We start from the raw sequence: 18,143 nt of genomic DNA on the forward strand, positions 1-18,143 counted from the left end.
GCACGGACTCGTGCGCCGCTTCTGCATTTGAGCCCGCCTGCCCTCTGGCCTGCGGTCCGCCGCGCGGCGCGCGCATTCAGCCGGCCGCAAACCGCGCTGCGCTATCATCCGCCCCGATCCTGGCGCCTGTCCGGCCAGGCCTGCCTTTGTCCCCAAATGTCTCCCTCTCAGCATGCCGCGCCCGATGGCGCGCAGATCGGCACGTTCACCCTGACGGCCCGCATCGTAGCCATCGCTTTCTTTACCTTTATCTGCTATCTGGCCATCGGCCTGCCGCTGGCCGTGCTGCCGGGCTACGTGCACGGCAACCTGGGCTATGGCTCGGTGCTGGCGGGCCTGGCGATCAGCGTGCAGTACGTGGCGACCTTGCTCAGCCGCTCGCACGCCGGCCGAATGGCCGACATGGTCGGCCCCAAGCAGACCGTCGTCATCGGCATGGCCGCCTGCGCGATCAGTGGCGTCTTCCTGCTGCTGGCTTATGCTTTCGAGCGCACCGCCTGGTTGAGTCTGGCGGCCATCATCCTGAGCCGTCTGGCGCTGGGCTTCGGCGAGAGCTGGGTGGGCACCGGTTCGGCCACCTGGGCCATTGCGCGGGTAGGGCCGCTGCACACGGCACGCGTCATTTCGTGGAATGGCATCGCCACGTATGGCGCGCTGGCGCTCGGCGCGCCGCTAGGCGTGCAGCTTGAAAAGTACTGGAGCATGGGCGCGCTGGGCGGCGCGGTGCTGCTGCTGGGGCTGGCGGGTCTGGGCCTGGCGATGCTGCGGCCCGCCGTCGCCATCGTGGGCGGCCACCGGATGGCCTTCAAGAGCGTGGTGCTGCGGGTGTTTCCGCACGGCATGGCGCTGGGCCTGGGGTCGGTGGGCTTTGGCACCCTGGCGGCATTTGTCGCCCTGTACTACGCCAGCGCCTCGTGGGAGGGCGCCGCGAATGCGCTCAGCGCATTCGGCGGCGCCTTCATCGGTGTGCGGCTGCTGTTTGCCGGCACGATCACCCGTTTTGGCGGCTTCCGCGTCGCGCAGGTGTCATTCGTGGTGGAGGCCGCCGGACTGTTGCTGCTGTGGCTGGCGCCCAACCCAGGCATGGCGCTGCTGGGCGCCGCGCTTACCGGTAGCGGCTTTGCGCTGGTGTTTCCGGCCATCGGCGTCGAGGCCGTGGCGCGCGTCCCGGCCGGCAGCCGCGGCGCCGCGCTGGGCGCCTATTCGGCCTTCCTGGATCTTGCCTTGGGCGTGACCGGTCCCATCGCCGGCTACATCTCCAGCGGATTCGGCTATCCGGCGATCTTCCTGGCGGCCTCCCTGTCGGTCACGATGGGCTTGCTGATTGCGTTCGGATTGCAGCGGGCCGCCACGCGTGGACAGGCGACGGCCTCGTCAGCGTGATCTTTATTACTGGAAGAAGTTAAGACATTCGATATTGATCGTTTGGATTCATATAACGAATTGTTAGATTTGAGGCTCGTTTTCTCGCGCCCTGACGATTCGTCCATGAACCTTATTTTCGACAACGTCCACAAGCAGTTCGGCGACTTGCCCGTCGTCGACGGCTTTACCAGTGAATTCAAGACCGGCGAGCTGGTCGCGCTGGTTGGCCCGTCCGGTTGCGGCAAGTCCACCTTGCTGCATCTGGCGGCAGGGCTTGAAATGCCCACGCAGGGCAGCGTGTTGGCCGACGGCACCAAGGTCGCCGGTCCCCATCCCAGCCGCACGCTGGTGTTCCAGGAACACGCCCTGTATCCCTGGCTGACCCTGGAAGACAACGTGGCGCTGGCGCTGGAATTCCAGAACACGCCCAAGAAGCGCGCCCGCGAGGCGGCGCGCGAATGGCTGGCGCGCGTCAGCCTGGCGGGCTTCGAACACTACTATCCCCATCAGGTGTCCGGCGGCATGCGCCAGCGCGCCGCGCTGGCCCGCGCGTTCATCGCGCAACCGGAGACCATGCTGATGGACGAACCCTTCGGCGCGCTGGACGCGCTCACCCGCCTGGCTCTGCAGGACGTGCTGCGCCAGCTTATCGCGCAGGAAAAGCCCACCGTGCTGCTGGTGACCCACGATGTCGACGAGGCCTTGTTCCTGGCCGACCGCATCGTCGTCTTCAGCCCGCGCCCGGCGCGGGTGCTGCGCGAATTCAACCTGGCGCATCGCGCCAAGACGCACGACCTGTCCGACCTGGCCGCTGAAAAGCGCGAGATCCTGCGCCTCTTGGGCATCGGGGTCGGTGGCGCGGACGCGCACTCGGACATCGCGCTGGCGGCTTGATCCTTCATACCCATATCCTGCGGCCACGCCCGGGCGCGGCCGCTTCCTGAATTTCCTGGAGCTCCTGATGAAACTGAAGCAATGGTTGTCCCTGCCGCTGGCCGCGGCGCTGCTGGCGGCTGCCCCCGCGATGGCCGCCGAGAAGTTCCGCGTAGGTTACCTGCGCGTGATGGATGACGCGCAGGCCATCGTCGCGCAAGAGGGCGGCTATTACAAAAAGGCCGGCCTGGATTCCGAACTCATCGAATTCAAATCGGGCACCGACCTCATCAAGGCCATCGTTGGCGGCCAGCTCGACATCGGCGTGCTGGGCTTTACCAACGCGGTCGCCTGGGCCTCCAAGGGAGCTGACCTGAAGGTGGTGGGCGGCGCGCAGCAGGGCTATCACTCGCTGATCGTGCGCGACGATTCGGGCATCAAGGACATCGCCGGCCTGAAGGGCAAGACGCTGGCCTCGCAGGCCGAAGGCAGCACCGCTGACGTGGTGCTCAAGGGCGTCGTGCTCAAGTCAGGCAACCTGACGGCCGACGACGTCAACGTCATGGGCGTGAGCCCGGCCGTGGCCGTGCAGTCGCTGGTGGGCAAGCGCGTGGACGCCGCCTTCCTGTTCGAACCCTACGACCGCATCGCGCAGCTGATCGCGCCGGTCAAGCAGATCTATGAAGTGGGCGAGGCGTGGCCGTTCCCGTGCATGGTCGTGATCACGTCGGGCGAAACGCTGGCCAAGCGCAAGGACGACGTCTGGAAGGCGCTGGACGCGCAGAATCAGGCCATCACGCTGCTGCAGAAGGAACCCGCGCAGGCTTCCAAGCTGATCGCATCCTACTTCATTGCCGAGCCCACGCTCAAGACGCTGAACCGTGGCGAGCTGCCGCGCGAAACGGTCATTTCCGAGGCCATCAGCACGCAGGTGTTCACGCCCAAGCTGACCGAGAAAGACACGGCGCGCATGCAGGAAATCGCTGACATCCTGCAAGCCCAGGGATCGCTCAAGACGCGCGACGGCAAGCCGTACGACGTCTCCAGCATCGTCGACCTGTCCTGGCAAGAGGCTCGCAAGCTTTGAGCGCGTCTACCCGAGTGACCGGCGCCCGCAAGCATCTTGCGGGCGTTTTGGGCGTCCTGTTCATTCTGGCCATCTGGCAATTGGCGGCCTTCGCGCTGCCTGACTTCCTGATGCCCGGCGTGCCCGCCGTGGTCGAACGTCTGTTCGAAGACCTGGGCAAGCAGTCGTTCCACCAAAGCCTCCTGGGCACACTGGGACGCCTGGGCGCAGGTTACGGGCTGGCCCTGGCCGCTGGTGTCGGCTTCGGCCTCGTGGCAGCCGTGCTGTTCTTCTTTCGCGAAGTCCTGCGCAGCGCCATCGTCATCCTGCAGTCGATTCCGTCCATCGCGTGGGTGCCGCTGTTTCTCATCGTGATGGGCTTTGGCAATACGCCCATCATCGTGGTCGTGGCGCTGGCGGCGTTTTTCCCGGCCGCGCTCAGCGTGATGAACGCGACCGAATCCGTGCAGCGCGTGCACGTCTCGGCGGCGCGCGTCATGGGCGCGACCCGCTGGGGGCTGATCAAGCGGGTGTATCTGCCCGCGGTCATGCCCGAACTCATCACCGGCGCGCAGCTGGCGTTCGGCAATGCGTGGCGGGCGCTGATCTCTGCTGAAATGCTGATCGGCTTCGGCAAGGGGCTGGGCCGGTCGCTGGCGTATTCGGGCGAAATCGCCGACATGACGGGGGTCATGACCAATATCCTCGTCATCGCCGTGCTGGCCGCCCTGATCGACCAGTTCGTGCTTGAAAACCTCAAGCATCGCCTGCTGCGTTACCAGTACGTGTAAGGTCGCAAAGCCCGTCATGTTGTCCAGCATCCGTCCATTCTTCCTTGCCGCCGGCCTGCTGGCCGCGGGCTTGGCGCAGGCCCAGCCCGAGGTTCAGCCCGCGGTGCAGCCCAAGGTCTTCGCGGCGGCCAGCACGCGCGGCGAACTGGTCGTGGGCGTGCCGTACCTGGCTGCGCCGCCCGCCGCGGGCGCCAAGATCCGCACGCCGGAAGGCCTGGATGCGGCCATCACCGAAAGGCTGGGCGCAAGCCTGAAACTGCCCGTGCGTCTGGTGCAGGTGCCGGCGCGCGACGCCGCCCGCGCGCTCGCCGCCGGCGAAGTGGATCTGGTGCTGGCCGACAATGCCGACGGGCAGCCGCAGACCGTCGCGGTGCAAGCCACCGGCTATGCCGCGCGGCCCAAGGCGGTGATCCGCAGCGACACGCGGCTGCGCAAGCCCGCCGACGTGCAGGGCCGCAGCGTGTGCATGGCCGAGGCGGCCACGCAGGCCAAAGCCCTGGCGCAAAGCTGGGGCGCGGCCGTCAAGACCTATCGCGTGCCGTCGGACGCGCTCGTTGCCGTGCGCGAAGGCGAGTGCGACATCGGCCTGGTCGACGATGCCGTGTGGGAGCCCCTCATGCGCTTTCCGGAATGGAAGAAGTTTTCCTCGACACTGGCCGCGGATGGCGCCCGCCAGGAGCGCGTGTGGCTTCTGCCCGCTCAGGACAACGCTTCTCGTGCCTGGCTCGGCCAGGAGATGCGCGCCTGGGACCGCGCCGGCGCGTGGAAGGCCATGACCACGAAATGGGCGCGCGACGTCGCCTTCGACGTCTATCTGGACCAGGAAGTCCCCGACTGCCACGGCTGATGCGGCCTCATGGCCACTGCGCGCGGCCACGCCGCCCGGGCATTCGGACACGCGATCCGCGCACTTACAATGCCGGGCATGACGCACACGTTGACCGCTCCCTGCACCTACCAGGAAGACATCAAGAAAAGCCGCTTTGCCGCGTATGCCGCGCCGGTCGCCACGATCGACGACGCCATGCGCTTCTTTGCCGAGCACAGCGATCCCGAAGCCACGCACAACTGCTGGGCGTACCGCATCGGACAGGAATACCGCTTCAATGACGATGGCGAGCCCGGCGGCACGGCCGGCCGGCCGATCCTGCAGGCCATCGAAGGCCAGGACATGGACCGCGTCGCGGTGCTGGTGGTCCGCTGGTATGGCGGAATCAAGCTCGGTGCGGGTGGACTGGTGCGGGCTTACGGCGGATGCGCGGCCAATTGCCTGCGGTTGGGAGAGCGCACCGAAATCGTCGATCTTGCGACCGTGCGCTGCGCCTGCGGCTTTGCGGAAATGGCGCTGCTGAAATCGCGGCTGGCGCAGGCAGGCGCCGCCATCGGGCAGGAAGACTACAACGCCGATGGCGTCGTGCTCACGTTCACGGTGCCGCGCGCGGCCGTGCCGGACCTGGAAGTCACCGCGGCCAACATCACGCGCGGCCGGTCCGGGTGGGAAGTGGTGTCCTAGCCCGGCCGCGCGCGTGGGCGCAGGCCGGGATGCGCCACGGCTTGCGCAACGGTGGGGCTGCACTGACCTAGTGCAAAAGGAAGGGGCCCGGTGAGGGCCCCTTGGTGTTTACGCGTCCTGGCTGTCTTGCGCTGCGGCGATTTCTTGATGGACCTTTTCCATGTCCACTTCCTTGATCTTGGCGAGCAGCTCATTGAGCTGGCCGCCGGACAAGGCGCCCGGTTGCGAGAACAGCAGGACTTTTTCGCGGAAGACCATCAGCGTGGGAATCGAGCGGATGCCCAGCGCGCCGGCCAGTTCCTGCTCCACATCGGTGTTCACCTTGGCGAACGTGACGTCCGGATGCTCGGTGGCTGCCTGTTCGAAGACCGGGGCGAAGCCGCGGCACGGGCCGCACCAGGGCGCCCAGAAATCGACGATCAGGGTGCCGTCGGGCGTGATGGCTTCCTGGAAGCTGTCTTTGGTGAGTTCAACAATACTCATGTGGAATCCTTGCCGCGGGGCGGCGAAAAGCAGTGGCTGAAACGCCTGGTTTCTGTCCCGGCGTATTGCGGCGACGCGTAGTTGCCAGATGCTTGTTAGGCAATAGTAGAACCGGTGAAGGCTGCGTCGCAATGGTTGGCGCTGTGCAAAGCGCGGTTTGCGGCCCTCAGGCCGCGGATTGAGTCGAGACGCCCGCGCCGTTTTTCAACGACGCGACGATCTCGAACGAGCGCAGGCGGTCTGCGATGTCGTAGAAGTCGGACACGATCATGACCTCGTCGGCTTGCGTTTCCGCGACCAGCGCTTCGAGTTTGCGCTTGACGGTGTCCGGGCCGCCCACGATCGCAGCGCCCAATCTTTGATTGACCGCTTCACGCTCCCATTCGTTCCACAAGCCGTCCATGCTTTCGACGGGCGGCTGCAACTGCAGTCGATGGCCGCGCACCAGCGACAGGAACTTCAATTGCTGCGTGGTGGACTGGAAGCGGGCAGCTTCGTCGGATTCCGCGGCAATGACCGGCACGCCGATCATGGCGTAAGGGCGCGACAGCGTCTCGGAAGGCTTGAACAAGTGACGGTACAAGCGCATCGCGGCCATGCCTTCCGGCGAGAAATGGCCCGCGAACGAGAAGGGCAGGCCCAACTCGGCCGCCATGCGCGCGCTGAAGTCGCTAGACCCAAGCAACCAGATCGGGATGTCCAGGCCTTCGCCGGGAATCGCACGCACTGGCTGGCCGGGCCGCGAAGGCGCAAGGAATGCGCGCAGTTCCTCGACCAGCGCGGGAAACTCCAGGCCGCTGCGCGGGCTGCGGCGCAGCGCCTGCTGCGTGGCGCCATCGCTGCCCGGTGCACGGCCCAGGCCCAGGTCGATGCGTCCGGGGTACAGGGTTTCAAGCGTGCCGAATTGTTCGGCAATGATCAGCGGCGCGTGGTTGGGCAGCATGACGCCGCCCGAACCGACGCGCAGCGTGCGGGTGTGGCCGGCCACGTGTCCGATCAGGACGGCCGTGGCGCTGCTGGCCACGCCGTTGATGTTGTGGTGCTCGGCAAGCCAGAAACGGTTGTAGCCCAGCTGCTCGACATGCTGCGCCAGCGCAACCGTATTGCGGAAGGCGTCCGCGGCATCGCGGCCCTGCACAATCGGGGCCAGGTCCAGCACGGAAAAGGGGACGTTCGCCAGGGCGCTCATGCGGGCGCCTTTGCCGGGTCAATACAGGCGTGCAGCGCGGGGAAGGGGGAAGGGCGCAAAATGAACTCCATATGCTGATCTACATGGGGAGTGTATCGGCGAATTCAACGGCGCCTGCCAGCAACCATGCCCTTGGCCGGGTTGATTGAATTTTCCGATCCCTACAATAGCCAAAGGAAAAACGCGGCTTTTCGGCCGCGTTTTGGGTCGCATGCCACACGGACACAGGAGGCTCGGATGGGCGCAAGAGGCAAGAACAACCAGATCGACAACATCGAGTTCAACGTCGCGGACATTGCCCGCAGCAAGCGCTTTTATGGCGACGTCTTCGGCTGGACCTTCACGGATTACGGTCCCACCTACACCGAGTTTTCCGATGGCCGTCTGACGGGCGGCTTCACGACCGGCGAAGCGGTGCGCCCCGGCGGTCCGCTTGTCATCCTGTACGGCGACGATCTGGCCGCGATCCAGCAGCGCATTCTGACCGCGGGCGGGCGCATCAGCCGCGACGAATTCACTTTTCCGGGCGGCAGCCGCTTCCATTTCACAGACCTGGACGGCTACGAATTGGCGGTGTGGACTGCACAATGAGGTGTCAGACACCTGCCCAAGGTGCCTGACATCCTGCCAGACGTGACCGCCAGGTTGGCAAGGCGCCGCCAGGGTGTCTGGCACCTTGCCAAGCCACTCTGCTTATTCCGGGAAGAACGCGTAGCGGATCACGAACAGCACGGCCACGAGCCACGTGGCCGGGTGCACGTCGCGCATTTTGCCCGTGGCGGTCTTGAGCACCACGTAGCTGATGAAACCGAAGGCGATGCCGTTGGCGATGGAATACGTGAACGGCATGACCAGCGCGGTCAGCGCGGCTGGCGTGGCCTCGCAGACGTCGTTCCAGTCGATGTCGATGAGCTCGCGCATCATCAGCCCGGCGACGTAGAGCAGGGCGGGGGCGGTGGCGTAAGCCGGCACGGCGCCCGCCAGCGGCGAAATGAACAGCGCGGCCAGGAACAGCAGGCCCACGATCAGCGCGGTCATGCCGGTGCGGCCGCCGGCCTGCACGCCGGACGCGCTCTCGACATACGCCGTGGTGCTGCTGGTGCCCAGCATCGAGCCGGCAACGATGGCCGTGCTGTCCGCGAACAGCGCGCGGCCCAGGCGGTTGGGCCGGTCTTCGGGCACCAGTCCCGCGCGCTTGGCCACGCCCACCAGCGTGCCGGTCGCATCGAACACCTCGACCAGCACGAACACCAGGATCACGTGCACGAACCCGGAGTGCAGGGCGCCCATGATGTCCAGCTTGAAAAGCGTGGGCGACAGGCTGGGCGGCGCCGAGAAGATGCCCTTGAACTCGTTGTAGCCCAGCACCATCGACAGCACGGTGACGACGATGATGCCAATCAGGATGGCGCCGCGCACGCGCAGCGCGTCCAGGGATGCGATCACGAAAAAGCCCAGGATGGCAAAGAGCGGGCCGTGCGTCGTGAGGTTGCCCAGGGTGACCTTGGTGGCCGGATGCGCGACCACGATCCCGGCGCTCGATAGCGCGATAATGGCCAGGAACAACCCGATGCCGGCGGCAATCGCGCTGCGTAGTGAATGCGGGATGCCCTTGACCAGCCAGACCCGGATGCCGGATATCGTCAGGAAAAGGAAGATGACACCCGAGATGAACACGGCGCCCAGCGCCTGCTCCCAGGTGTAACCCATGGTCTTGACCACGGTGAAGGCGAAAAACGCGTTCAGGCCCATGCCGGGCGCCATGCCGATCGGCCAGTTGGCAATGAATGCCATCACCAGCGATCCCAGCGCGGCGGCCAGGCACGTGGCGACGAACACGGCGTCGCGGTCCATGCCGGTCGAGGACAGGATGTCCGGATTGACGAAGATGATGTACGACATCGTCAGGAATGTCGTCAGGCCGGCAACGACTTCCGTTCTTGCGGTCGTGCCGTGCTCACGCAGCTTGAATAGCTTCTCCAGCATTCGAGTCCCCAGGGTTTTTGCAGGATTTTCAGGTTGTGTCGGGCGGGGGCGCATGCCCCGTCCCATTCAAGAACAGGCGTATTTTCGCATCAGTTGTAAACTCTGCCGCCATGATCATTCTCGGCTTTGAAAGCTCCTGCGACGAAACCGGCGTCGCAGCCGTCTGTACGGAACGCGGCCTGCTCGCGCACGCGCTGCACACCCAGATCGCCATGCACCAGGAATATGGGGGCGTGGTGCCGGAACTTGCCTCGCGCGACCACATCCGGCGCGTCATTCCGCTGACCCGCCAGGTGCTGGAAGAGGCGGGCATCCAGATGTCCGATGTCGGGGCGGTGGCCTATACGGCCGGCCCCGGCCTGGCCGGCGCCTTGCTGGTCGGCGCGAGCGTGGCGCAGGCGTTCGCCTGGTCCCGCGGCCTGCCGGCCATCGGCATCCATCACCTTGAAGGCCATCTGCTGTCGCCGATGCTGGCCGATCCCCGGCCCGAATTTCCCTTCATCGCCTTGCTGGTGTCTGGCGGGCATACCCAGCTCATGCGGGTGGACGGGGTGGGGCGCTACGAACTCCTGGGCGAAACGCTGGACGACGCCGCGGGCGAGGCCTTCGACAAATCCGCCAAGCTGATGGGCCTGGGCTATCCGGGCGGACCGGCGCTGTCCCGGCTGGCCGCCAGCGGCGATGCGTCGCGCTTTGACCTGCCGCGGCCCATGCTGCACAGCGGCGACCTGGATTTCAGTTTCAGCGGTCTGAAAACGGCCGTCCTGACCCGGGTCAAGGCGGCCGAACAGAACGGCGGCCTGGACGATCAGACCCGCGCGGACCTGGCCGCGGCCACGCAGGCGGCCATCGTGGAAGTGCTGGCGGCCAAGTCCATCCGCGCCTTGAAGCAGACCGGCCTGCGGCGGCTGGTGGTGGCCGGCGGCGTGGGGGCCAACCAGCTCCTGCGCGCCAAACTGGATGCCGCGCTCAAGCCGCTCAAGGCGCGCGCGTACTTTCCGCCCCTGGAGCTGTGCACCGACAACGGGGCGATGATCGCGTTCGCGGCGGCCGAGCGGGTCAAGGCGGGATTGGCGACGCTGGACGCCAGCGCGCACAGCTTCACGGTCAAGCCCCGCTGGGATCTGGCCGACATCGCCTGAAATGAAACGGGCGGCCAAGGCCGCCCGTTCCGTCAATTTCCGTTCGGGGAATTATTTCTTCTTGCTGCCAATGCGGCTTTCGGACCCCTGGATCAGGCGGGCGATGTTGGCGCGATGGCGGTAGAAGAGCAGGATGCCGATGACCGCCAGGGCCACGCCCAGCGCGGGCTGCGCCTGCCAGGCCAGGCCCGATCCGAACACGTAATACACGGGGGCGAAGAACGCGGCGACCAGCGACGCCAGCGACGAATACCGGAAGAAGATGGCGACGATCAGCCAGGTCGCGGCAGTGGCCACGGCCAGCCAGGGCTGGATCGCCACCAGCACGCCCAGCGCGGTCGCCACGCCCTTGCCGCCCTTGAACCCCAGGAACACGGGGTATAGGTGACCGATGAATGCCGCCAGCGCCACGCAGGCCAGGGCGACGGGGCTGATGCCCGGCGCCAGCTTTTCAGCCAGCCAGATCGCAAACCATCCCTTGGCGGCGTCCCCCAGCAGCGTCAGCGCGGCGGCGGTCTTGTTGCCGGTGCGCAGCACATTGGTGGCGCCGGGGTTCTTGGACCCGTAGCTGCGCGGGTCCTGAAGGCCCATCAGCTTGCTGACGACCACGGCGAACGGCACCGAGCCGATCAGGTAGGCCAGCACGACGAGCGCAATGGTAAACGCCAGGGAAGGTTCGGTTATCGCCATGGAAAGGGAGTCCGTTGTTGTAGTAATGGCTGCGGATTCTACCGCGGGTACAATCCGCAGCGTCACCCGCGTTTTATTTTCTTTCGGATGCACAATGCGAATTCTGGTTTCGAACGATGATGGCTATTCGGCCCCCGGCCTAGAGGCGCTGGTGGCGGCGCTGGAAGGGCTGGGCGATTTGACCGTTGTCGCCCCCGAGACCAACCACAGCGGCGCCTCCAACTCGCTCACGCTGAACCGGCCGCTGTCGGTGCGCACCGCCTCCAACGGCTTCATCGCGGTCAACGGCACGCCGTCCGACTGCGTCCACGTCGCGCTGACGGGTCTCATGGACGCGCGTCCCGACCTCGTCGTGTCGGGCATCAACAACGGCGCCAACATGGGCGACGACACCCTCTATTCGGGCACTGTCGCCGCGGCCAGCGAAGGCTATCTGTTCGGCATTCCCGCCATCGCGTTCTCACTGGCGGAAAAAGGCTGGGAGCACATCGAATCGGCCGCGCGCGCAGCCCGCCTGGTGGTCGAGCGCCATCTGGCCCAGCCCCTCGCGGCGCCGGTGCTGCTCAACGTCAACATCCCCAACCGCCGCTTCGAAGACATGCACGGCTTTGCGGTCACGCGGCTGGGCAAGCGGCATCCGTCGCAGCCCGTCGTGCGCACGACCACGCCCTACGGCGACACGGTTTATTGGATCGGGCCGGTCGGCCTGGCCGCGGACGCCACGCCCGGCACGGACTTCCATGCCGTCGAGCAGGGCACCGTGTCGGTCACGCCCTTGCGCCTGGACCTGACGCAACACAGCCAGCTTGACGAGATCCGCACCTGGGCGGAGCCGCTATGCGCAAACGGATAAGCCAGCCGGACCTCACCCCTGGCGCGGCCAGCCGCGCCAGCGTTGCCCGCCATGACGCCGGCCGGCTCGGTCCGGGCTACACGCCGGCCAACAGCAACACGCGAATTTCCGCCGCCACGCTGCCCCGGCAAGCGCAGGCGCCGCTGCCGCAGGCGGGCAGTAATCTGGGTCTGAACTCCGAACGGTTGCGCCAGGCCATGGTCCAGCGTCTGCGCACCCAAGGCATCACGGACGAGCGCGTCCTGAACGCCATGGCTGCCGTGCCGCGCCACCTGTTCGTTGACGAGGCGCTTGCCAGCCGCGCCTACGAAGACGCGGCCTTGCCCATCGGCCACTCGCAAACCATTTCCCAGCCGTGGGTCGTCGCGCGTATGATCGCGGCTGCTTGCGAAGACCGCGCGCCCACCCGTGTGCTCGAGGTCGGAGCCGGTTGCGGGTATCAGGCCGCAGTGCTCGCGCAGTTCGTGCGCGACGTCCACACCATCGAACGCATCCGCGGTTTGTACGAGCTGGCGCGCGAGCATTTACGCGCCTTGCGGCTCACCACAAGGATCCGCCTCATCTATGGCGACGGCACCTTGGGGCTGCCCGGCGTGGCGCCGTTCGATGCTATCGTTGTGGCTGCCGCAGGTCTGGCCATCCCGCAAGCGCTGCTGACGCAGCTTGCTCCGGGAGGCCGTCTCATCGCTCCCGAAGGGGGCTCGAACCAGCGCCTGGTTCTGATCGAACGCACGGGCGCGGCAAGCTGGAAACGAACCGAACTAGAGGCCGTGCGCTTTGTGCCGCTACGGTCCGGAATACAATCTTGAGCAACAGGAGAAACGTATGCTCAACGGGCAGTTGCAACTGACCGATATGAATTTGGGCGCGTCCATGACGCGCCTGCGCCGCCCGCTCTTTGCAGTGGGGGTCCTCAGCCTCGCCATCCTGGCCGGCTGCGCATCCAAAGGTACTCGTGCCCCTGTGGTCGACATGACCGGCGGGCAACCCGCGCCGACGGCGACGTCCGGCAGCTATGTGGTCAAGCCGGGCGACACGCTCTACAAGATCGCCCGCGCCAACAACGTCGACATCGAAAACATCAAGCGCTGGAACAACATCAGCGATCCCAACCAGATCTCGGTGGGGCAGGTGCTGCGCATGTCCGGGGGCGCCACCGGTGGCGCGCAAACCGCGCCGATCTCCGGCGCCCGCCCGCAGCCGCGTCCGCTGGACCAGCCCGAAACACCCGCGGCGACCACGCCCGCGCCCGACGCCACCCCCACCGCGCCTCCGGCGCCCGTGGACACCAAGCCGGCGCCTCGCGCGGCCGATGCGGGCGTCATCAACTGGGCCTGGCCGGCCAACGGCCAGATCGTGCAGGGCTTTAACAGCAGCAGCAAGGGCATCGATATCGCCGGCGCGCTGGGCGACCCGATCACCGCCGCGGCCGATGGGCTGGTCAAGTACAGCGGCAACGGCGTGCGCGGCCTGGGCAACCTCATCATCGTCGAACACCAGAACGGCTTCATCACGGCGTACGCGCACAACCGCGCGCTGCTCGTGAAGACCGGCCAGACGGTCAAGCGCGGCGCCAAGATCGCCGAGCTGGGCCAAAGCGACACCACCTCGCCGCGCCTGCACTTCGAGATCCGCCGCCAGGGTACGCCGGTCGACCCGATGCAATACCTGCCGCCCAAATGACGCCCACCCTGGTATTCGACCTCGAAACCATCCCCGATGCCGACGGGCTGCGCAAGCTCAACGGCTGGGGCGCCGACGTGCCCGACCAGGAAGTGGTCGAGCGTGCGCTGACGGCCCGGCGTGAGGCCGTGGGTCATGACTTCCTGCCATTGCACCTGCACAAGGTGGCGGTGGTGGGCTGCGTGTTCCGCGACGACCAGGGGTTTCGCGTCAAGACGCTGGGCCAGCCGGACGATCCCGAGGCGGCGCTGCTTGCGGGCTTTTTCAAGACCATCGAACGCTATACGCCTCGCCTGGTCAGCTGGAACGGGTCGGGCTTCGACCTGCCTGTGCTGCATTACCGCAGCCTGATCCAGGGCGTGCCCGCGCCGCGCTACTGGGACATGGGCGAAGAAGACCGCGACTTCAAGTTCAACAACTACATCTCCCGCTACCACACGCGGCACGTCGATCTGATGGACGTGCTGGCCAAGTACAACGGCCGCGCCAACGCGCCGCTCGACGAGCTGGCCAAGCTGTGCGGCTTTCCCGGCAAGCTGGGCATGGATGGCAGCAAGGTGTGGGAGGCCTGGAGCACGGGCCGCGCCGACGAAGTGCGGGCATATTGCGAGACCGACGTCGTCAATACGTGGCTGGTCTACTGCCGCTTCCGCTTCCTGCGCGGCGAACTGGACCGCACGGCCTACGAGGCCGAAATAGCGCTGGTGCGCGACACGCTTGGCGCCAGCGACGCCCCGCACTGGAAGGAATACATGGCGGCGTGGGACGCGGGCTGACCGCACCAATTGCTCACTGATGCCGGACCCATTGCGTGGATGGGACAGCATGCGGACGGGGCCTCCTAGGGCCCCGTTCTCGCGTCTGCGGGCAAGCAATCGACTGAAACAAGACGGCCGCAAACGAAACCTGGATGAAACCAGCGGGATCGCACAATGGCCTCGCTTTCTTCACTTCCAGGAGACCTACATGTCCCGATTCGCTATCCGCTCCAATCTGGCCGTCCTTGCAATCGTCGCCGCGTCCAGCGGTTTCGCGGCTGGCTCCGCCATGGCCGCGCCGCCTCCGCCCGCTGATGGCGGTCCGGCCGCCATGCACGAAGGCCATCGCGGCGGTGGTTTCCACAAGGGCATGCGCGACGGCCTGCTCATCCCCGGACTCGGCCCCGTGTCCAAGGCACAGGTTGCCGAGCTGAAACTCGACGCCAAGCAGGAGGCCCTTTTCAAGACCGCCCAGGACAGCCAGCGCAGCCTGCACGAAGCCATGCGTGCCGCCGGCGGCAAGCGCCACGACTTGCTCAAGGCGCAGCTGGACAGCGGCAAGCTCGATCCTCGCGCCCTCATCGACCAGTCGGAGAAGCGCCGCGACGCGTTCGAGCCGCAAGCCAAGCAGGTTCGCGACCAATGGCTGGCCGTCTGGGATAGCCTGAACGACACGCAGCGCGCCCAGGTGACCAAGATCGTCAAGGAGCGCGAAGCGCGCATGGCCGAACGCCACGCCAAGATGGAAGGCCGCGCGGACGGCAAGGGCCATCCCGGCATGCGCGGCGCGGACGGCCGCCCCGGCATGCGTGGCGCCGACGGCCGTCCCGGCACGCCGCCGCCCCCGCCGGCTGCCGGCGACGTCCCGCCGCCCCCGCCGCCTGCCGCGCCCCAGGCCAACTGAGCCGGCAAGTCCTAGGCCATCACACTGGCCGCAAAGTGGGGCAACGCTCCACTTGAACGCACCCCGGCACGCTTCGCGCGTGCCGGGGTGCTTTTTTTCCAGACGGGCCAGGCCAGGCCGGGCCGGATTTCCCCGTTTTGACGCATCGGCCCTAACCGCGCCCCATAACAGGGCACCAGCATGGTGCATTGCCAGCGCCCGAAGGACCCTGTGGCGGGTTGCACGATGGCGCCGAAACCTGGCACGGACATTGCTTGAAGGGATTTGAGCCGGTTTTACCTGCACAGGCCGGCCAGCCGGACGCGCCGCGCGCCGTCCGCTCTCCCGACTATCCGATCAGGACCTTCGCACCATGAATAAGACGTTGCTAGCCTTGCCCCTCGCGCTTGCCGCTTGTTTTGCAGGTGTGGCGCAAGCCGAACCCACCGACCTGGGTGGCGGCTTTTCGCTCAGCGGTAACGCCACCATAGTCAGCGATTACCGCTTCCGCGGCTATTCGCAGACCGACTTCCGTCCCGCCGTTCAGTTGGGCTTTGACCTGAACCACAGCTCGGGCTTCTATCTGGGCAACTGGAACTCCAACGTCTCCAACTTCGTCTTCACCGACGGCAACCTGGAAATGGATTTCTACGGTGGCTGGAAGGGAGACGTCGGCGGCGGGTTTACGCTGGATGCGGGCGTGCTGCACTACTACTATCCCGGCTCCAGCTCGCCCAAGGGCGGCAACTACAACAACACCGACCTGTACCTGGGCGCGTCCTACGGCAACTACAGCCTCAAGTACTCGTACACGCCCAGCGACTTTTTCAGCACGCCGGACAGCAAGGGAACCTGGTACCTGGACGGCACGGCCACGTTCGACCTGGGCGACGGTTGGGGGCTGCTGGGCCACCTGGGCTACCAGAAGCTCAAGAACCAGACCAACATGGACGGCGACTCGATCGGCCATTACGTCGACTACAAGCTGGGCGTGACCAAGGACCTGAAGGGCTGGATCCTCGGCCTGGCCGCGGTGGGCGCGACCAAGGACAACTGGTTGCCCACCAAATACGGCCATCCGTCAGGCCGCATCGGCGCCGTCTTCTCGGTGGCGCGCGCATTCTGATATCCGTGGCGGCGCCGTCAAAAGCGCCGGCCTTTTGGGGTTGTTCCGGAACGCCGCCTGGCCTGGCGGCATTCCGGAACAGCCCCTTTTTTTGCGCGTGCGATGCGCGGCGCGACGCCGGGCAGGGCGGGTTGGCCCCGGCCGCTCCGGCCCCGTCACACCCGATTTCCGGGAATACGCGAAGTCCTTCTACAATCACGGGTTGCGTGCAATTCTGGACTGCGTGAGATGTCTGACGTTTTGAATATCGAATCCCTGGACCTGGAAGCCAGGGGGATCGCCCGCCGCGACGGGAAGGTCATTTTCGTGGAAGGCGCCTTGCCGGGCGAACGGGTCACCGCGGTCACGCTGCGCCGCAAGCCGGCCTACGAGACGGCCCGGGTGGACGAGGTGTTGCACCCCTCGTCGCAACGCGTGGTGCCCCGCTGCCCGCATTTCGGCGTCTGTGGCGGCTGTGCCATGCAGCATCTGGAACCCACCACACAGGTGGCCATCAAGCAGCGCGCGCTCGAAGACACCTTCTGGCATGTCGGCAAGCTGCGTCCGGCGCTCATCCTGGCGCCGCTGCAGGGCCCGACCTGGGGTTACCGCTACCGCGCGCGTCTGTCCGTGCGCGTGGTGCCCAAGAAGGGCGGGGTGCTCGTGGGCTTTCACGAACGCAAGAGCAGCTACGTGGCCGACATGCGCGAATGCCATGTGCTGCCCCGCCACGTCAGCGATCTGCTGATCCCGCTGCGCGAAATGATCGCCTCGATGTCCGCGCCGGACCGCATGCCGCAGATCGAAGTGGCGCTCGGCGAGGGCGTGACGGCGCTGGTGCTGCGGCATCTGCTGCCGCTCACCGACGGCGACATCGCGATCCTGCGGGCCTTTGCGGCCAAGCACGACGTGCAATGGTGGTTGCAGGCCAAGGGCCCTGACACGGTGCACCCGCTGGAGCGCGAGCACAACGACACGCTGTCCTACACCATGCCGGAATTCGGCCTGCGCATGCCGTACCGTCCGACCGACTTCACGCAGGTGAACCACGCCATCAACCGGGCGATGGTCTCGCGGGCGCTGAAGCTGCTGGAAGTGCAGCCCACCGACCGCGTGGCCGATCTGTTCTGTGGTCTGGGCAACTTCACGTTGCCGCTGGCCACGCAAGGCCGAGAGGCCGTCGGCGTGGAAGGCAGCAAGGCGCTGACCGATCGCGCGTTCGACGCGGCGTCGCGCCACGGCCTGGGCGATCGCACCAGCTTCGCCACCCTGAACCTCTTCGAAGTCGACGCCACCTGGCTGCGCAGCCTGGGCTACTTCGACCGCATGCTGATTGATCCGCCGCGCGAAGGCGCGCACGCGGTGTCGCAGGCGCTGTCCGACCTGTCGTACGAAGAACGTCCGCGCCGCATTGTCTACGTGTCCTGTAACCCGGCCACGCTGGCGCGGGACGCGGCCATCCTGGTTCACGAAGGCGGCTACGTGCTCAAGAGCGCGGGCGTGATCAACATGTTCCCTCACACCGGCCATGTGGAATCCATCGCCGTGTTCGAGACGCTGGACGCGCAGGGCGTGCTGGAAGCGAAAGCGCGCGCCCGTGAGCGTGCGGCCACCGCGGCAGCCGAAGCGGCGGCTGCCGAGCAAGCCAGGCTAGCCGCGGCGGCCGAAAAGGCGGCGGCCAAGCAGGCCGCCACCGAGGCCTACGAGGCGCGCGTCGCCGCCGAGGCGCAGCCGGGTCAGTAAGGCGCGGCGGCGGGTAACGC

The 18,143-nt window shown here is 66.5% G+C and carries 19 protein-coding genes; 15 read left to right on the plus strand and 4 right to left on the minus strand.

Going from position 1 to position 18,143, the window contains the following annotated elements; translation table 11 throughout:
- The first annotated feature begins 156 nt into the window (after positions 1-156).
- The 6 genes from ASD87_RS03790 to ASD87_RS03815 all read left to right on the plus strand — a co-directional run bounded on the left by ASD87_RS03790 (position 157) and on the right by ASD87_RS03815 (position 5,608).
- Entirely contained in the window at positions 157-1,383 is a 1,227-nt protein-coding gene (locus ASD87_RS03790; RefSeq protein ID WP_056317333.1) for an MFS transporter, read from the plus strand.
- A gap of 105 nt (positions 1,384-1,488) precedes the next feature.
- The gene (locus tag ASD87_RS03795; RefSeq protein WP_056317335.1) at positions 1,489-2,259 is read left to right on the plus strand and encodes an ABC transporter ATP-binding protein; all 771 of its coding nucleotides are present in this window, start codon (positions 1,489-1,491) and stop codon (positions 2,257-2,259) included.
- Between the two features lie 67 nt (positions 2,260-2,326).
- Complete coding sequence (locus tag ASD87_RS03800; protein WP_056317339.1) at positions 2,327-3,325, plus strand: ABC transporter substrate-binding protein; 999 nt, start codon at positions 2,327-2,329, stop codon at positions 3,323-3,325.
- On the plus strand, positions 3,322-4,095 hold the full coding sequence (locus ASD87_RS03805; protein WP_056317341.1) for an ABC transporter permease: 774 nt from the start codon (positions 3,322-3,324) through the stop codon (positions 4,093-4,095). Before ASD87_RS03800 ends, ASD87_RS03805 begins: the two co-directional genes overlap by 4 nt.
- Before the next feature lie 16 nt (positions 4,096-4,111).
- Positions 4,112-4,942, plus strand: coding sequence for a transporter substrate-binding domain-containing protein (locus ASD87_RS03810; RefSeq protein WP_056317346.1), 831 nt, complete (start codon positions 4,112-4,114; stop codon positions 4,940-4,942).
- 78 nt (positions 4,943-5,020) lie between these two features.
- On the plus strand, positions 5,021-5,608 hold the full coding sequence (locus tag ASD87_RS03815) for a YigZ family protein (protein ID WP_056318721.1): 588 nt from the start codon (positions 5,021-5,023) through the stop codon (positions 5,606-5,608).
- Between the two features lie 108 nt (positions 5,609-5,716).
- Here the strand turns inward: ASD87_RS03815 and ASD87_RS03820 are convergent, their stop codons facing one another.
- Positions 5,717-6,091: a co-chaperone YbbN gene (locus ASD87_RS03820; RefSeq protein ID WP_006388150.1), complete on the minus strand. Its 375-nt coding sequence runs from the start codon at positions 6,089-6,091 to the stop codon at positions 5,717-5,719.
- A 166-nt stretch (positions 6,092-6,257) separates the two neighbouring features.
- Positions 6,258-7,280 (minus strand): LLM class flavin-dependent oxidoreductase, encoded by a 1,023-nt coding sequence (locus ASD87_RS03825; RefSeq protein WP_056317348.1) that lies wholly within the window; start codon positions 7,278-7,280, stop codon positions 6,258-6,260.
- 237 nt (positions 7,281-7,517) lie between these two features.
- Between ASD87_RS03825 and ASD87_RS03830 the strand changes: the two genes are divergently transcribed.
- The gene (locus ASD87_RS03830) at positions 7,518-7,871 is read left to right on the plus strand and encodes a VOC family protein (RefSeq protein ID WP_056317352.1); all 354 of its coding nucleotides are present in this window, start codon (positions 7,518-7,520) and stop codon (positions 7,869-7,871) included.
- 102 nt (positions 7,872-7,973) lie between these two features.
- Here the strand turns inward: ASD87_RS03830 and ASD87_RS03835 are convergent, their stop codons facing one another.
- Entirely contained in the window at positions 7,974-9,266 is a 1,293-nt protein-coding gene (locus ASD87_RS03835; RefSeq protein ID WP_056317354.1) for an NCS2 family permease, read from the minus strand.
- A 110-nt stretch (positions 9,267-9,376) separates the two neighbouring features.
- On the opposite strand from ASD87_RS03835, the gene tsaD reads away from it, so the two are divergent.
- Entirely contained in the window at positions 9,377-10,408 is a 1,032-nt protein-coding gene (gene tsaD / locus ASD87_RS03840) for a tRNA (adenosine(37)-N6)-threonylcarbamoyltransferase complex transferase subunit TsaD (protein ID WP_056317357.1), read from the plus strand.
- Positions 10,409-10,459: 51 nt separating this feature from the next.
- Here tsaD and plsY read toward each other — a convergent pair whose 3' ends face one another.
- On the minus strand, positions 10,460-11,098 hold the full coding sequence (gene plsY, locus ASD87_RS03845; RefSeq protein WP_056317360.1) for a glycerol-3-phosphate 1-O-acyltransferase PlsY: 639 nt from the start codon (positions 11,096-11,098) through the stop codon (positions 10,460-10,462).
- Between the two features lie 94 nt (positions 11,099-11,192).
- On the opposite strand from plsY, the gene surE reads away from it, so the two are divergent.
- From surE to rlmD, 7 genes are all read left to right on the plus strand, one after another.
- Entirely contained in the window at positions 11,193-11,951 is a 759-nt protein-coding gene (gene surE, locus ASD87_RS03850) for a 5'/3'-nucleotidase SurE (RefSeq protein WP_056317363.1), read from the plus strand.
- On the plus strand, positions 11,936-12,760 hold the full coding sequence (locus ASD87_RS03855; protein ID WP_056317364.1) for a protein-L-isoaspartate(D-aspartate) O-methyltransferase: 825 nt from the start codon (positions 11,936-11,938) through the stop codon (positions 12,758-12,760). The genes surE and ASD87_RS03855 overlap by 16 nt, the downstream gene beginning before the upstream one ends.
- 16 nt (positions 12,761-12,776) lie before the next feature.
- Complete coding sequence (locus ASD87_RS03860) at positions 12,777-13,634, plus strand: peptidoglycan DD-metalloendopeptidase family protein (protein ID WP_056317368.1); 858 nt, start codon at positions 12,777-12,779, stop codon at positions 13,632-13,634.
- Positions 13,631-14,410 (plus strand): 3'-5' exonuclease, encoded by a 780-nt coding sequence (locus tag ASD87_RS03865; protein ID WP_056317371.1) that lies wholly within the window; start codon positions 13,631-13,633, stop codon positions 14,408-14,410. The genes ASD87_RS03860 and ASD87_RS03865 overlap by 4 nt, the downstream gene beginning before the upstream one ends.
- A gap of 190 nt (positions 14,411-14,600) precedes the next feature.
- Positions 14,601-15,296 carry a hypothetical protein gene (locus tag ASD87_RS03870; RefSeq protein WP_056317373.1) on the plus strand — a complete coding sequence of 232 codons (696 nt, stop codon included), beginning with the start codon at positions 14,601-14,603 and terminating at the stop codon, positions 15,294-15,296.
- Between the two features lie 352 nt (positions 15,297-15,648).
- A complete protein-coding gene (locus ASD87_RS03875; RefSeq protein WP_056317376.1) occupies positions 15,649-16,401 on the plus strand; it encodes a TorF family putative porin in 753 nt (250 codons plus the stop codon).
- 228 nt (positions 16,402-16,629) lie between these two features.
- Positions 16,630-18,123, plus strand: a complete 1,494-nt coding sequence (gene rlmD, locus ASD87_RS03880) for a 23S rRNA (uracil(1939)-C(5))-methyltransferase RlmD (RefSeq protein WP_056317377.1) — start codon at positions 16,630-16,632, stop codon at positions 18,121-18,123.
- The last annotated feature ends 20 nt before the right edge of the window (positions 18,124-18,143 follow it).

The sequence above is a fragment of the Achromobacter sp. Root170 genome (genome assembly GCF_001428165.1).
Lineage (GTDB): Bacteria > Pseudomonadota > Gammaproteobacteria > Burkholderiales > Burkholderiaceae_B > Achromobacter > Achromobacter mucicolens.

Bases quoted from the DNA above. Each gene is read 5' to 3' on its own strand.
- tsaD (WP_056317357.1), top strand. From the start codon at position 9,377: ATGATCATTCTCGGCTTTGAAAGCTCCTGCGACGAAACCGGCGTCGCA.
- ASD87_RS03800 (WP_056317339.1), top strand. From the start codon at position 2,327: ATGAAACTGAAGCAATGGTTGTCCCTGCCGCTGGCCGCGGCGCTGCTG.
- ASD87_RS03860 (WP_056317368.1), top strand. From the start codon at position 12,777: ATGCTCAACGGGCAGTTGCAACTGACCGATATGAATTTGGGCGCGTCC.
- ASD87_RS03835 (WP_056317354.1), bottom strand. From the start codon at position 9,266: ATGCTGGAGAAGCTATTCAAGCTGCGTGAGCACGGCACGACCGCAAGA.
- ASD87_RS03870 (WP_056317373.1), top strand. From the start codon at position 14,601: ATGTCCCGATTCGCTATCCGCTCCAATCTGGCCGTCCTTGCAATCGTC.
- ASD87_RS03875 (WP_056317376.1), top strand. From the start codon at position 15,649: ATGAATAAGACGTTGCTAGCCTTGCCCCTCGCGCTTGCCGCTTGTTTT.
- ASD87_RS03825 (WP_056317348.1), bottom strand. From the start codon at position 7,280: ATGAGCGCCCTGGCGAACGTCCCCTTTTCCGTGCTGGACCTGGCCCCG.
- ASD87_RS03790 (WP_056317333.1), top strand. From the start codon at position 157: ATGTCTCCCTCTCAGCATGCCGCGCCCGATGGCGCGCAGATCGGCACG.
- ASD87_RS03830 (WP_056317352.1), top strand. From the start codon at position 7,518: ATGGGCGCAAGAGGCAAGAACAACCAGATCGACAACATCGAGTTCAAC.
- ASD87_RS03810 (WP_056317346.1), top strand. From the start codon at position 4,112: ATGTTGTCCAGCATCCGTCCATTCTTCCTTGCCGCCGGCCTGCTGGCC.
- ASD87_RS03815 (WP_056318721.1), top strand. From the start codon at position 5,021: ATGACGCACACGTTGACCGCTCCCTGCACCTACCAGGAAGACATCAAG.
- ASD87_RS03820 (WP_006388150.1), bottom strand. From the start codon at position 6,091: ATGAGTATTGTTGAACTCACCAAAGACAGCTTCCAGGAAGCCATCACG.
- ASD87_RS03855 (WP_056317364.1), top strand. From the start codon at position 11,936: ATGCGCAAACGGATAAGCCAGCCGGACCTCACCCCTGGCGCGGCCAGC.
- surE (WP_056317363.1), top strand. From the start codon at position 11,193: ATGCGAATTCTGGTTTCGAACGATGATGGCTATTCGGCCCCCGGCCTA.
- plsY (WP_056317360.1), bottom strand. From the start codon at position 11,098: ATGGCGATAACCGAACCTTCCCTGGCGTTTACCATTGCGCTCGTCGTG.
- ASD87_RS03795 (WP_056317335.1), top strand. From the start codon at position 1,489: ATGAACCTTATTTTCGACAACGTCCACAAGCAGTTCGGCGACTTGCCC.
- ASD87_RS03865 (WP_056317371.1), top strand. From the start codon at position 13,631: ATGACGCCCACCCTGGTATTCGACCTCGAAACCATCCCCGATGCCGAC.
- rlmD (WP_056317377.1), top strand. From the start codon at position 16,630: ATGTCTGACGTTTTGAATATCGAATCCCTGGACCTGGAAGCCAGGGGG.